Source organism: Rheinheimera sp. B2H12 (assembly GCF_059620065.1).
Genome location: NZ_CM184363.1, coordinates 344,138 through 360,300 on the forward strand (window position 1 = coordinate 344,138; position 16,163 = coordinate 360,300).

Here is a 16,163-nt window from a genome sequence, read left to right on the forward strand (position 1 = left end):
AAATGCAACAGATTTCAGAATTAGCAGAACAATATCAGGACGATATCGCTGTGATTGCGATGGCCGGCCGTTTTCCTGGGGCTCGCAGCGTTGAGCAGTTCTGGCAGAACCTGCAACAAGGGGTCGAATCGGTCAAGTTTTTTAACCGGCAGGAATTATTGGCTTCGGGGGTGGACCCGGCGTTGCTGGAAAATCCAAATTTTGTGGGTGCGGAAGGGGTGCTGGACGGGGTTGAATTATTTGATGCGGAATTTTTTGGTTTTTCGCCGCGGGAAGCGGAATTACTGGATCCTCAGCATCGGATTTTTCTGGAAGTTATCTGGGAGTTGCTGGAGCGCGCAGGATATGGTGGCGGTGAACAGGGCCAGGTGATTGCTGTTTACAGTGGTGCTGGAGCCAGTTCTTATCTGTCACGCAACTTATTATCTCACCAGGACTATGTGCGGGATGTTGGAACTTTTAAGGTGTCACTGGCTACAGGGCAGGATTTCGTCTCAACCCGGGCCAGTTACAAGCTGGGGCTCACCGGTCCAAGTATTAACGTCAATACTTTATGCTCCTCTTCAGCTGTGGCAGTGCATTATGCGCGGGAAGCGTTGCTGGCGTACCAGTGTGATATTGCAGTCGCTGGCGGGGTGACTATTTCAAACTCACGTGAAGATGCGTTGTTTTATCAGGAAGGTGGCATTGGTTCTTTTGATGGTCATTGCCGCGCTTTTGATGCCAGAGCAGCAGGTACTGTTGCCGGGAACGGCATTGCCCTGGTGGCATTAAAACGGATGGAAGATGCGCTGAATGACGGGGATCAGATCATTGGGGTACTGAAAGGTTCGGCCATCAATAATGATGGTGGTGACAAGGCCAGCTACACGGCACCCAGTCCGGAAGGCCAGGCCCGTTGTATCACCGAAGCGCTTGAGGTCGCCGCCGTGGACCCTGCCACCATAGGCTATGTTGAAGCGCATGGCACTGGCACCAACCTAGGGGATCCAATTGAGGTTTCCGGCCTGACCCGCGCTTATCGTCGTTATACCGAGAACACGAATTATTGTGGAATTGGCTCCGTCAAAACCAATATCGGTCATCTGGTCGCCGCCGGTGGGGTTGCCAGTATGATTAAAACGTTGTTGGCGATGCAGCATCGAACGTTACCTGCCAGTCTGAATTTTGATATCCCGAACCCGAAAATTGATTTTGCCAACAGCCCGTTTTATGTCGTTGCCCAAAGCAAACCCTGGTTACCGGTTGGCGGCGATGTGTTGCGTGCCGGTATCAGTTCTTTTGGCATTGGTGGGACCAATGCCCATCTGATTGTCGAGCAAGCACCAGCATTACCAGCTTCCGAACCAGGCCGTAGCCATCAGTTGATTGTGTTGTCTGCTAAAACGGCGACGGCGCTGGCGACGATGAAACAAAATCTGCTCGATTATTTACAACATCATCCGGCGGTTTGTCTGGCTGATGTGGCTTATACCCTTCAGCTTGGCCGGCGACATTTTGAATATAAATTTGCAGCAGTAGCCAGTTCAGTTGCGGAGCTGATGGCGAAACTGGCTGGGACCGAATATCGTTTTACCGTACAAACTGAGCAGAAATCCAGTCAGCGAGAGTTATGTTTTATGTTTCCGGGTCAGGGTAGCCAGTATATCGGCATGGGCCGGGCGTTGTACCAGACCGAAGCCGTGTATCGTGCTGCTGTGGAGCAGTGTATTGCACTGGTGCAGCCACAACTGGCGGATGATTTGCTGCACATGTTGTATCCGGTACCGCAACAGGAACAACAGGCCGAGGCACTGTTAAGGCAAACTCAATATGCGCAGCCAGCATTGTTTATCACTTGTTATGCCATGGTGCAGTTATTAGCCAGTTGGCAGATTAAACCGGATCGATTGATTGGTCACAGTATCGGTGAATATGTCGCGGCCTGTGTAGCCGGGGTGTTCAGTCTGGCAGATGCGCTGATGCTGGTGGTGAAACGGGGCCAACTGATGCAACAGATGCAGCCTGGACAGATGCTGTCGGTGCCGCTGAGTGTGGCGGCGATCCAGCCGTTGCTCAGTGCTGAGATTTGGCATTGTGTCCAGAATGGTCCTGAGGCGCAAGTGCTGGGAGGCAGCCTGGATGCGATTGCTCAGTTACAGCAGCATCTGGAACAGCAGCAGATCAGTGCCACAGTGTTACACACTTCTCATGCCTTCCACAGCGGCCTGATGGAGCCGGCGCTGGCTGAGTTCAGTGCCATAGTGGCCGGAGTGTCATTACAAGCACCAACCATCCCCTTTATTTCGAATCTCAGTGGGCAGTGGGCTGGCGCCGAGGTCACGACTGCTGCCTATTGGGCAAATCATTTGCGCCACACGGTTCGGTTTGCCGATGGTCTCAGTACCCTGCTGGCCGACAACCCGGGTCAGCTGTTTATCGAAGCAGGTCCGGGCCAGACACTGAGCTCGTTGTTGCGAACTCAATCTGCCGGTCAGGCGCTATCAGCCATGGCGATGCCTCACCCGCGTCAGGTGGCTGACACTTTAGCGCAGATACAGCAATTGCTGGCTGTGTTGTGGGGCGCAGGGCATACCCCGGCCTTTGTCGCCTTACATCAGTCAGAGCGCAGGCTGCGACTGTGTTTACCAACGTACCCGTTTGAATCAAAACGATACTGGATCGAACAGGCACCCGCCGGGGCGAGAACGTTCCGCCCTGATTGCATCCTTGATACCGCGACTGATCCGGCGCAACTGCAACTGCCGGTAGCCCAAGCGATGCTGCGGCTGGAACTGCATGCCGGAGCCGATGGGTTCACCATGCCGGCAGACATTTGGCAACAACTGGGTCTGTTGCAGCAGAGTTTCAGTCAGCAGTTACAGCAGTTGGTTGGTGATTATGCCCAGATCCGCAGTCCCGGCCCTGAATTGAAGTTTCAAACCGCCATTGGCAGCAGTGCCGTCAGTCCTGTTGCGGCGTCGCTGGCGACAGCAGCCAGTCACAGCAGACCCCATGGCGCAGCCCCCTATGTGGCGGCCGGTTCAGAATTGCAGCAATTGCTGGTACAGCAATGGCAGGAAGTGCTGGGATATAGCCCGGTTGGTATTCACGACAACTTTTTTGAAGTGGGGGGGCACAGCCTGATGGCAGCAGCCTTGGTCACGCGGATGCGAAAGCAATTTGACTTTGAGGTGCCATTGCGGGAGTTACTGGAAACCCCGACCATAGCCGAATTGGCGGAGCTCTTGGAAAACCGGCTCTGGTTGTTGCAACCAAGTAACACGGAAGCCGCCGAGGTGCTGGAGCTATGATGGCGGAACAGCTATTGAAAGCACTACGGGAGCATCAGGTTCGGCTGAGACTGGAGCAGGACAAGTTAATTTGTGAGTTGCCAAAACAAGGCATCCCGGCAGAGTTACGCCAGAGCCTGATGGCAAGGAAAGAAGAACTCAAAGCTTTCCTGCGTCATTTGCCATCCAGTCCCGTTGCGGTGCAAATACCAGGTCGGCCGCAACAAGCCAACTGGCCTTTGTCGTTTGCGCAAAACCGGCTGTGGCTGGCGGAACAGATGTCAAGACAGGACAGTCACTACAACAGCTATTTTACGTTTCAGGTGACAGGACAACTGGAGTCAGCTGCTTTGCAGCAGGCATTTGTCCGCATCGTAGCTCGTCATGAAAGTCTCAGAACCGGTTATGGACTGATTGACGGGGAGGGGCGGCAATGGGTTCATCCGGTTGAGAACATCACTGAACAGACGCTGCTGGATGTGGTCGATGCTTCGGGGTTCGATGACGAGATGCTGACCGCTTTGTTACGGCAACGGATCCAGCACCGTTTCCGGCTGGAACAGGATATTTTGATGCGGGTAACCCTGCTTCGCCAGTCCGGCGAACAGGCCTTGGTATTGCTGGTGGTACACCACCTGGCCTCGGATGGCTGGTCTGGTGCCGTGCTGGCACAGGAATTGACCCATTTTTACCGGCAATTAGTGGGTGAATCAGTGACTGAACTGGCGGAACTACGCATTCAGTATGTAGATTTCGCCTGCTGGCAGCGCTCGCCAGAGGGAGCCCGGCAATGGCAGCCGCTGTTACCTTACTGGCAGCAGCGGCTGCAGGATTTACCCAGCGTTCATCAGTTGCCGCTGGATAGCGCCAGGCCATCGGAACAAAGTTTTACCGGTCGGCAGATGCTGCAATATATTCCGGCGGCCCTAGCACAATCACTACAGCGGATGGCAGTAAAGCAAGGGGTGACCTTATTTATGCTGCTGCACACCTTGCTTGGTTTACTGCTGGGTCGTCTCAGTGGACAAAAAGATGTTGTGATAGGTGTGCCGGTCGCCAATCGCAATCAGCCCGAACTGGAGCCGTTAATCGGCTTTTTTGTCAATACGCTGGTCACCCGGTTGCAATGGCAGCCTGAACAGACATTTCTGGCTTTATTACAACAGAATAAAACAGCGTTACTGGATGATTTTCGTCATCAGCAGATGCCATTTGACGTGCTGGTTGAGCAGCTACAACCGGAGCGTTTACCGGGGATCACTCCGTTATTTCAAATTCTGTTCGTGATGCAAAATAATAAAGCTGCCGAGCTGGACGTGCCGGCGGCACAGATCAGACCCATCAGCTTCGATGGGGGGCTGACCCGATTTGAGCTGGAGTTGTATGCGACAGAGCAGGAACAAGGACTGGAGCTTTGCTGGAACTTTGCCAGCCAGTTATTTGAGGAACAGACCATCCTGATGTTGCAGCAAAGCTATCTGCAACTGTTGCAGTCGGTGCTGCAGGCACCGGAGCAGCCTGTTGCCTTACTGCCTTTGTTAGCTGAACCGTCACCATGGCTACAGACCAGTACCGGTCCGATACTGGCCACGCCGGAACAACCCGTGCAACGCTGGTTTGAACAGCAGGCCCGTCAGCAACCAGCAGCACTGGCGCTGCTCAGTGCCGAAGAGCAATGCAGTTACCGGCAACTTGATCAGCAAGCCAATGGAATGGCAACGTTGTTGCGCACTGAATATCACTGTCAGACCGGTCAGCTGGTTGCATTTTGTTTACCCAGAGGCATCCGCCAAATCACCACGATGCTGGCCATTTTGAAAGCGGGTTGTTGTTATGTGCCACTGGATCCAACTTTACCTGATGAACGGTTGCAACAAATAGTCCGGCAATACCCATCTTTATTGTTGCTCACCGATCAGGAGAATGCGGCTCGTTTTGTCGAAACAGACGTCCGTTTGCTGCTGGAAACATCAGTGCCGCTGCAGCCATGTCCACCTGCAGTTTCAGACTGGCAGCCAGCAGATCCGGTGTATTTGCTGCATACCTCAGGTTCGACCGGACAACCAAAAGCCATTCAAATGCCGCACCGGGCTGTACTGAACCATCTAGCAAGCCTGCGGCAGGATCTGCCGTTGCTGCAGGGACCCAATCGTTCGCTGCATTTTGCTTCGGTCGGCTTTGATATGAGTTTCACCGATATCTTTCTGACATTAAGCGGTGGTGGCCAGTTGGTCCTGTTAGATGGCTCCCGGCAGTATGATCCGGCCTATCTGGCACAGCTGGTGCGTCAGCATCAACTGAATACGCTGAATTTACCCTATGCGATGCTGGCGATGCTGGCTGAACACCTGCAGCAACAACAACAGTTATTGCCGTCCTTGCAATGTATCACGGTATCGGCCGAACAGTTAAAAATGACCCCGGCGATCCGGTATTGGTGTTCGGCGCAACCGGAACTGCAGTTGGTGAATCACTATGGGCCTTCTGAAACCCATGTGGTGACCAGTTGGCAACTGAGCGGCGATCCGGCCGCCTGGCCATTGTTGCCACCGATAGGCCGGCCACTGGCGAATATCCGCTGTTATGTGCTGGATGCCAGACAACAGCCTGTGCCTGATGGTGCTGTTGGTGAACTATATCTGGCTGGTGACTGCTTGTCGCTGGGTTATCTGGGACAGGTCGAGCTTACCGCAGAGCGGTTTATGCCCGATCCCTTTGCGGCGCAGTCTGCGGCGTTGATGTATCAGACCGGGGATTTAGTTCGCCGCCGCCGGCATGGTGAGCTGGAATATCTGGGCCGTAATGATTTTCAGGTTAAAGTCAGAGGGTTCCGGATTGAACTGGGTGATATCGAAGCGGCACTGCGGCAATGTGGTGTGGCTGAATGTCTGGTGATCACGCAACCGGATGCCCGTGAGCATGTCCAGTTGGTCGCTTATTATCGCAGCAACACCGACATCTGCGCTTTCGAGTTACAGCAGCAGATCGCGCGTTTGTTGCCTGCTTATATGGTGCCTGCCGTGTTGGTCGCGGTAGACGCCTTTGTGTTAAATGCCAATGGTAAAATTGACAGGCGGGCATTACCTGCCGCCATGATGCCAGAGCGGCAACAGGCATTTATAGCGCCAGTGACGACAACCGAGCAATTGTTGGCTGCACTCTGGCAGGAGGTGCTGCAATCCGGCCCTGTCAGTCTGACCGATAACTTTTTTGCCCTGGGCGGTCATTCATTACTGGTCATGAATTTAGTTGCCAAAGCGCAGCAACATCAGTTGAAGCTGGATGCCACTCAGGTGTTCGCAACTGCCAGTCTGGCTGAACTGGCAGCGACACTCAGCACACAGATGGAACCAACATTCCGGTTGCCAGTGACGTTGACGACCTCTGCGCATCTGACTGTGACGCCGTCGATGTTCCCGCTGGTGCAGTTAACTGAGTCTGAGCTGGCAGACATTGTGGCGGCTGTCCCTGGTGGGGTTGGCAATATTCAGGATATATATCCGCTGACGCCGTTACAGCAAGGATTTTTGTTCCACCACTTGCTGGATGTGGAGGCGCGGGATGGTTATCTGCAACATCCAGTGCTAAAAGTGCAGGATGCTAGCCGGACCCAGCAACTGCTGGCGTTATTGCCTGAGCTTTTTCAGCGGCATGATGTGCTGCGGACGCAGCTGGTTTATCAGGGGCTGGAACAGGCCGTGCAGGTGGTGTGCCGGCAAGTGGCGCTTGTTCCGACTTTTGTCCGACTGACGACGGCTGACTCGGATGAGGCGTACCACGCTCAGTTATTCGAGCTGGCACCACCGCGACTGCCACTCGATCAGGCACCGCTGGTCCGGGTGCTGGTGGGGCACGTTGAAGGGGAAGCGCAGCATTATGTGCTGGTGTTGTGGCATCACATTATTTCTGACCATGTCGGGGTAGAAATTTTGGGGCAAGAGTTGCTGGCATTACTGGAGCAACGGCTTTTACCGGCGGCGGCACAATACCGGGACCAAATCGGCTGGATGCAGTTCTGCCGGCAGCAACAGGATTTATTAGCTTTTTTCCGCGCTGAACTGGCGGATGTAACAGAGCCGACCTTACCTTTTGCTCTGGCGGATGTCCGCAGTAACAGTCAAAAACAGGATATTGTCGCCTGGTCATTAAGCAGTACCACATCCGCTGATATCCGCCTGGCATGCCGCAGCATGAATTTGAGCCCGGCGGTCTGGTTCCATGTGGTGTGGGGACTTGTGGTCAGTCTGGCCAGTAACAAAGAGGATGTCGTGTTTGGTACTGTGCTGTCGGGGCGGATGACAGGGTATGAAGGAATAGGTCGGATGGCCGGTCTGATGATTAACACGCTGCCACTCAGATGCCGTGTCGCCGACCAGTCACTGCGCCAGTTGTTGCAAAAAACCGAATTATTCTTACGTCAACTGATGTCGCTGGAGCAGGTGTCACTAGCAGAAGCGCAGGCTTGTAGTGCTGTGCCACCGAATGTGCCCTTATTCAGTGCGATGCTGAATTATCGCCACACTGAAGTGGTGACAGAGCAGTTAGCCAGCCATGGACTCGCGTTGCTATTACCCGCTGATCAGTCGAATTACCCCTTTGCCTTGGCTGTGGATGATTTGGGGCCGCAGCATTGCTTTGCGCTGAATGTTCAGACGCAAGGGGTCGCGGCTGTTCGGGTCCAGGCAATGGTGCAGACGGTGCTGGAGCAGTGTCTGCAGTTGTTTGCGCAGGACGAAGAGGTCCTGCTGCAGTCGTGTCCGCTGTTACCGTTGAGTGAATTGCACTGGTTGGAACATTGGAACGATACCACAGTGGCTTACCCGGTGGATGTCAGTCTTCACCAACTGGTTGCTGCACAGGCGGCACGTACGCCAGCTGCCGTGGCTGTAGTTTGTGGTGCAGCTCAGCTCAGTTATGCCGAGCTGGACGCACAAGCGAGTCAACTGGCACATTATCTGCTGACAAACCATGCTGTGACGGCTGAAAGCAGGCTGGGTATTTGCCAGCAGCGAGGAATTGGCATGCTGGTGTCGGTGCTGGCGGTGCTGAAAGCTGGCGGTGCTTATGTACCGCTGGATGTGACCTATCCGGTGGAGCGACTGGACTACATTTGCCAGGATGCCGGGCTGGTGGCGGTACTGTGTGATCCTGCCGGGATGCAGGCGCTGGCATCAGCTGCGGTTACATTATTGGATGTTGGGCAATTGAATTTGTCTGTGCAGCCACTCACTGCCCCAGCGTTATCAGGTCAGAGCAAGCATGCGGCATATGTCATTTATACCTCAGGTTCAACAGGCCAGCCCAAAGGCGTTCTGGTGGAGCATCGGCAGGCCAGTAATTTCTTGTTTGCAATGCAACAGCAACTTGGCTTACAGCAAGGAGAGTCATTGCTGGCACTGACTTCGTTGTCTTTTGATATCCATGTGCTGGAAGTTTTTCTGCCCTGGCTAACCGGGGCGACTGTGGTGTTGGCCACTGAAGAAGCCAAACAGGATCCGTCCTTGCTGATAGCTTTATTACAGCAGGGGGTTCGGATGATGCAAGCGACCCCTGTGACCTGGAAAATGTTGCTGGAAGCCGGCTGGCAGCCTACGCAGCCACTGCGGGTTTTATGTGGCGGCGAGCCGATGCCGGTCCAACTGGCTCAGCGTTTACTGGCGCTACCGGCGCTGGAATTATGGAATATGTATGGGCCAACGGAAACCACGGTATGGTCATGTTGCGGTCAGATCAGGGCGGACGCAGCAGTGATCACTGTCGGCAAACCAATTGCGAATACCCAGTTGCGGGTGATGTCATCCGCAGCACAGTTGTTGCCGGTTGGGGTCGCAGGTGAATTGTGGATTGGCGGATTGGGGGTCAGCCGGGGTTACCTGAATAAAGACGCATTAACCGCTGAGCGGTTCAGGACATTGTCAGATGGGCAGATTTGGTACCGTACCGGTGATCTGGCGCGCTGGCAGTGGGATGGTCAGTTGGAAATTTTGGGGCGTTTGGATGAGCAAGTCAAAGTACGTGGTTTTCGCATTGAGCTGGGGGAAATCGAGTTTCAACTGATGCAGTCGGGTCTGCTGCGGGATGCAGTGGTGCACATCACCACAGGGCAGGATGGCGAAGCGCATCTGCTGGCTTATGTGGTGGTAGACTCGGCAGCGGAAGCACTTGCTTCTGCCGCGCTGCAGCAGCAATTATTGGCACAATTGTCCCGGCAATTACCTGCTTATATGCTGCCGGATGCGGTGATTGTGTTACCAGCCTTACCTTTGACATTAAATGGCAAAGTCGATAAAAAAGCGCTGCCAGTCCCTGGTTTGCTGGGTCAGCAGGCGGTGTATGAGGCCCCGGCGACCGCAACAGAACAGCGGCTGGCTGAGCTGTGGCAGCCATTACTGGGCGTGGCGCGGGTTGGCCGACAGGATAACTTCTTTACCCTAGGGGGACATTCGTTATTACTGACGCGACTGGCCAGCCAGATCCGGCAGCAGTTGGGGGTGACTGTGGCGTTGCGACAATTGTTTGAACAGGGGCAGCTGGCAGGCCAGGCGGCGCTGCTGGATGCCGCGGAACAGGGGCAGGCGGTACCGGCCATCGCAGCAGGCTCGCAGCAAGGGCCGTTGCCGTTGTCGTTTGCGCAGCAACGATTGTGGCTGCTGGATCAAATCGATGGCGGCAGCAGCCATTATCATATGCCGGTGGTGCTGCAGTTGCAGGGCCAGCTGGATTTGACGGCGGCGCACAGTGCATTGCAGCAGATAGTGGCGCGGCATGCGGTGCTGCGCACCATCTTCCTGCAAGACAGCGCCGGTGAGCCGTATCAGCAGGTGCAGGCAGATGCAGTGATCCAGCTAGCAGTGGAAGATGTGTCGACGCTGACAGGGGCGGCGCAACAGTCTGCCGTGCAGGCGCTGGTGGGGTCCATGCTGGCGCAGCCGTTTGATTTAAGCCGGGATCTGATGCTGCGTGCCAGCCTGATTAAACAAAGCGAGCAGCAGCATGTGCTGGTGGCGAATATGCACCATATTGCGTCGGATGGCTGGTCGATGGCCATTCTCACACGTGAGTTTGCACAGTTGTATCAGGCTGCGGTGACAGGTGCTGGTGCCGGGCTGGCGCCGTTACCGGTGCAATACAGCGATTATGCGCGCTGGCAGCGCGATTATCTGCAGGGTGAGGTGCTGGCGCAGCAACTGGACTACTGGCAACAGCAACTGGCGGATGTGCCGGTGTTGCACAGTTTACCGCTGGACCATGCCCGACCGAAGCAGCAGAGTTTTGCTGGCGGCAGTGTGCAGAGTGAACTAGGTTCGGCAACAACAGCGCAGCTGAAGCAGTTGTGTCAGGCCGAAGGTGCGACGTTATTTATGGGCTTGCATGCGCTGTTCAGTGCGTTGCTGGCGCGGTACAGCAATGAAACGGAGATTGTGCTGGGTAGTCCGGTGGCAAACCGGGAGCAGGTAGAAGTCGAAGGGCTGATCGGATTTTTTGTCAATACGCTGGTGCTCAGAAGCCGGGTCGATGCGCAGGCGAGTGTGCAGGATTTAGTGCGGCAGAGCCGGGAGACCTGTCTGGGTGCGTATGCCCATCAGCAGGTGCCGTTTGAGAAGCTGGTGGAAGTGCTGCAGGTGGAGCGCAGTCTGAGTCACAGCCCACTGTTTCAGGTGATGCTGGTACTGCAGAACAATGAAACGGCGGAGCTTTCGTTACCGGGTATGCAGTTAACGGCGCTGGACAGTCAATGGAAAAATGTTCAGTTTGATTTGACGCTGAATGTCACAGAAGTTGGCGACAGTTTAAAACTGGTTTGGGAATACAGTCGCGATTTGTTTGCTGAAGCGACTATTGTGCAAATGGCGGCACATCTTGAACTGCTGTTATCACAGATGCTGGAACAGCCAACGCGGTCAGTACATCAATTCAGTCTATTCACTGCAGAGGAAGAGACACAGTATCTGCTGCAGTCTGGCAGCCAGCCAAGACCGGCCGACACGTTGCATCAGATGTTTGGCTGGTGTCAGCAGCAACAACCTGAGCAGGTTGCTCTGATCGCCGCCAATCAACAACTGACGTACCTGGAACTGGAGCAGCAATCCAACCAACTGGCGCATTACCTGCAGCAATGCTATGGCGTTGCGGCCGGGATGCTGGTTGGTGTAAGCATGGAACGGTCGATTGCGCAGATGATTGCCATGCTTGCGATCTTAAAAACCGGTGGTGCTTATGTACCGCTGGATCCGGACTATCCGTCGGACCGCTTGCAGTACATGCGGGATGATTCTGCTTTACAGTTGATCCTGACCGATGCAGAGGTGCATCCGGTATTTGCCGACCCAGCATTGTCATTGTTGTCACTGAAGTCTGAAACCTTGCTCCAGCAACTGACACAATACCCGGTAACACCATTACCGGTGTCATCAGAGTGCGCAGAATCACTGGCCTATGTGATGTATACCTCAGGTTCGACCGGGAAACCGAAAGGAGTGATGGTACCACACCGGGGTCTGGTGAATCTGGTGAGTACACTGGCTGAGGTGTATCAGTTAAACCGGCAGGACCGGATCCTGCAATTTGCCCCCGCCAGCTTTGATATGTCAGTGGAAGAAATTTTTGGCGCTTTATGTAATGGCTGTACCTTGGTGCTGCGTGGACCCGACTGGCTGACGTCGGCGGCTGATTTCTGGCGCTATTGCGCACAATATCAGGTGACGATGCTGAATTTGCCCACCGCCTTCTGGCATGAGCTGGTGTGGGATCCACAAGCTGCAATACCGGCTTGTGTTCGTCATATTAGTGTTGGTGGGGAAAAATTACACCCGTCGGCTATTGCTGACTGGTTCCGCCGGCCTCAGCCTTTACCTGTGCTGATGAACGCTTATGGACCCACCGAGTTTTCGGTGAATGCTTCACTGAAAACCGTGTGTCAGCAGAACCCTGCCAGTATCGGTAAGGCTTTGCCGAATACCTGTTTACTAGTGATGAGTGCAGCAGGCCAGTTATGTCCGGTTGGTGTTGCCGGTGAATTGTGTCTGACTGGGGCAGGTCTGGCGGCAGGGTATCTGAATCGGCCTGATTTAACGGCGGATCGTTTTGTGCCGAATCCGTTCTACCGTGCTGAGTCGGGTTGCAGCAGTCCATTGATGTATAAAACTGGTGATTTGGTGCGCCGCTTAGCGGATGGTCAGATCGAGTATTTAGGCCGCAATGACTTCCAGGTCAAAATCCGTGGTTTCAGGGTCGAGCTGAATGAGATAGAAGCTTGTCTGATGCGATTACCTGCTGTCGAAGAGGCTCTGGTCCTCGCTCAGCCCGATCCAAGCGGCAATCTGTTTTTGCTGGCTTATTACCGCAGTTCGGCTGCTGATAGCGAGGCGGAACAGCTCAGAGCACAGTTAATGACCGAATTACCGCCTTTTATGGTACCCGCTTTGCTGATGAAACTGGCGCAATTCCCGCTCACCCCGAATGGAAAAATTGATCGTAAAGCTTTGCCTGCTGCCGATTTTTCGTCGTTGCAACAGCGCTTTGTTGCTCCTGAAACAGAAACTGAGCAGCAATTGGCGCAGCTATGGCAGCATTTGTTGCAGTTGCCCCAGGTTGGTCTGCACGACGATTTCTTTTTATTGGGTGGACATTCGCTACTGCTGACCCGGTTAGTGACGGCTATCCGGCAGAAGTTCGCGCTTGAGATCCCATTAAGGGAGTTCTTCAGCTTAACGGTACTACAGCAGCAAGCTCGGCTTATCGATGAGCAGATCATTATGAAAAATAATAAAAATATAATAAATACAGCGCAACTAGAGGAAATGGAATGGTGAGTATTCATCAGTTTATTCAACAGCTGAATACCAAGGGTATTGCTGTATTTGTCGAAGATGGCAAATTAAAAACCAAAGCTCCCGCAGGCAGTATGACCGCTGAGATTGCTGCAGAGATCCGCCTGCACAAAGTTGCGCTGCTGCAGGCGTTGACAGGTGCTGCTGATATCACGCCATCGCTGCTGCCAGCGATAGTGGCGACCGGCCAGCAAGGGCCTTTGCCGTTGTCGTTTGCGCAGCAAAGGTTGTGGCTGCTGGATCAAATCGATGGCGGCAGCAGCCATTATCATATGCCGGTGGTGCTGCAGTTGCAGGGCCAGCTGGATTTGACGGCGGCGCACAGTGCATTGCAGCAGATAGTGGCGCGGCATGCGGTGCTGCGCACCGTCTTCCTGCAAGACAGCGCCGGTGAGCCGTACCAGCAGGTACAGGCAGATGCGGTGATCCAACTAGCAGTGGAAGATGTGTCGACGCTGACAGGGGCGGCGCAGCAGTCTGCCGTGCAGGCGCTGGTGGGGTCCATGCTGGCGCAGCCGTTTGATTTAAGCCGGGATCTGATGCTGCGTGCCAGCCTGATTAAACAAAGCGAGCAGCAGCATGTGCTGGTGGCGAATATGCACCATATTGCGTCGGATGGCTGGTCGATGGCCATTCTCACACGTGAGTTTGCACAGTTGTATCAGGCTGCGGTGACAGGTGCTGGTGCCGGGCTGGCGCCGTTACCGGTGCAATACAGCGATTATGCGCGCTGGCAGCGCGATTATCTGCAGGGTGAGGTACTGGCGCAGCAACTGGATTACTGGCAACAGCAACTGGCGGATGTGCCGGTGCTGCACAGTTTACCGCTGGACTATGCCCGACCGAAGCAGCAGAGTTTTGCCGGCGGCAGCGTGCAGACAGTGCTGGACGCAGCGGTGACAGCGCAGTTGAAGCAGCTATGTCAGGCCGAAGGTGCGACGTTATTTATGGGCTTGCATGCGCTGTTCAGTGCGTTGCTGGCGCGGTACAGCAATGAAACGGAGATTGTGCTGGGCAGTCCGGTGGCGAACCGGGAGCAGGCGGAAGTGGCAGGGTTAATCGGTTTCTTTGTCAATACGCTGGTGCTCAGAAGCCGGGTGGATGCGCAGGCGAGTGTGCAGGATTTAGTGCGGCAGAGCCGGGAGACCTGTCTGGGCGCGTATGCCCATCAGCAGGTGCCGTTTGAGAAGCTGGTGGAAGTGCTGCAGGTGGAGCGGAGTCTGAGTCATCATCCGTTATTTCAGGTGATGCTGGTACTGCAGAACAATGAAACGGCGGAGCTTTCGTTACCGGGTTTGCAGTTAACGGCGCTGGAAGATGAGTGGCGCAGTGCGAAGTTTGATTTGACGCTGAATGTGGCGGAAACAGACCAGGAGCTGTTACTGAGCTGGGAGTACAGCACTGAGTTGTTTAGTGCGGCGAGTATTCAGCGGATGGCGGTGCATTTTAACCGGCTGGTCAGTGCAGCCTTAGCAGCGCCAGAGCAATCAGTGCATGGGTTGGCGTTACTGGATGCATCTGAAGTGGCGGAGCTGGAGCGCTGGAATGAGACGGCGGTGGCGTATCCGGCGGAGTTGTGCATTCAGCAGCTGTTTGAGCAGCAAGTGGCGCAGACGCCGGCCGCGGTGGCGGTGGTGTGTGGCGACGAACAGCTCAGTTATGCGGAGCTGAATACCAGAGCGAATCAACTGGCACACTATCTGAGAGCTCAGCATCAGGTTGGCCCTGATGTACTGGTTGGACTCTGCCTGGAGCGATCATTTGAAATGGTGATTGGTCTGCTGGCGATCCTTAAAGCCGGTGGCGCTTACCTGCCACTGGATCCAGATTATCCGGCGGAGCGGCTGGTCTTTATGGCAGAGGATGCACAGTTGTCTGTGATCCTGAGTATGGCAGCACAGGCCGAGTTAAACTTGCCTGGTATGGTGCAACTGGATGATCCCAGACTGCAGCTGCATATCGCCGGTTACCCAGTGACTGATCCGCAACTCACAGCGCTGACAGCCAGCAACTTGGCTTATCTGATTTATACCTCAGGTTCGACCGGCCGGCCGAAGGGGGTGATGGTGGAGCACCGTGCACTGGTGAACCGGATAGACTGGATGCAGCGGCACTATGGATGTGGTGCCACAGATCGTATTTTGCAAAAAACACCATTTAGTTTTGACGTTTCGGTATGGGAATTTGTCTGGCCATTGAGTGTCGGCGCGGCGCTGGTGCTGGCTAAACCGCATGGACATAAAGATCCGCACTATTTGGCTGCGTTGTTGAATGAGGCCGCAATCACCAAGCTGCATTTTGTACCTTCAATGCTCAGCAGTATGCTCAGCAGTCAGGTGTTGAGGCAGTGCCACAGTATCCAGCAGGTGTTTTGCAGTGGGGAAGCGTTATTGGCCGGTCAGGTTGAAGCATTCAGGCAGCAATGTCCGTCGGTAGAGCTGCATAATCTCTACGGCCCAACGGAAGCAGCTATTGATGTCAGCTACTGGGATTGCGGGCAGTATGTTGTGGCTGACAATAAAACGATAGTCCCGATAGGACGACCGATCCATAACATTCAGCTGTACATCCTGAACGAGGCTATGCAGCAGTGCCCTATTGGTGTGGTTGGAGAGTTGTATATCGCAGGTGTCGGTCTGGCGCGGGGGTATCTGAACCGGCCGGAACTGACGGCAGAGCGGTTTGTCCGGAATCCATTTGCTGAAGGTCGGTTATACCGGACCGGCGATTTAGTCCGCTGGTTAGCGGATGGGAATATAGATTACCTGGGGCGGAATGACTTTCAACTGAAGATCCGGGGCTACCGGATCGAAGCGGGGGAAATTGAAGCGGCGTTACAGCGTTGTGGTGCAGAGGTGGCGCTGGTCAGTGCTCAGCGCGATAGTATGGGGCACCAGGGGCTGGTGGGGTATTACCAGGCGGCAGACTTACCGGTGGAGACGTTACGGCAGCGGTTAAGTCAGAGTCTACCTGCGCATCTGGTGCCAAGCTGGCTGGTACAGGTTACGCAGTTTGTATTAAGTGCCAATGGCAAGATCGATCGTAAAGCGTTGCCAACAGT

At 54.6% G+C, this 16,163-nt stretch carries 2 protein-coding genes and 2 pseudogenes; all 4 read left to right on the top strand.

The genetic code is table 11. The features are described 5' to 3' along the window. The first annotated feature begins 2 nt into the window (after positions 1-2). Entirely contained in the window at positions 3-3,293 is a 3,291-nt protein-coding gene (locus AC53GJ_RS01695) for a type I polyketide synthase (protein ID WP_496730803.1), read from the top strand. After that, positions 3,290-13,084 (top strand): amino acid adenylation domain-containing protein, encoded by a 9,795-nt coding sequence (locus AC53GJ_RS01700; protein WP_496730804.1) that lies wholly within the window; start codon positions 3,290-3,292, stop codon positions 13,082-13,084. Before AC53GJ_RS01695 ends, AC53GJ_RS01700 begins: the two co-directional genes overlap by 4 nt. Beyond that, positions 13,078-14,577 (top strand): annotated as a pseudogene (locus AC53GJ_RS01705) (condensation domain-containing protein); the annotation flags it as partial. The gene AC53GJ_RS01700 and the pseudogene AC53GJ_RS01705, both read left to right, overlap by 7 nt. A 177-nt stretch (positions 14,578-14,754) precedes the next feature. After that, positions 14,755-16,095 (top strand): annotated as a pseudogene (locus AC53GJ_RS01710) (non-ribosomal peptide synthetase); the annotation flags it as partial. Positions 16,096-16,163 lie beyond the last annotated feature (68 nt).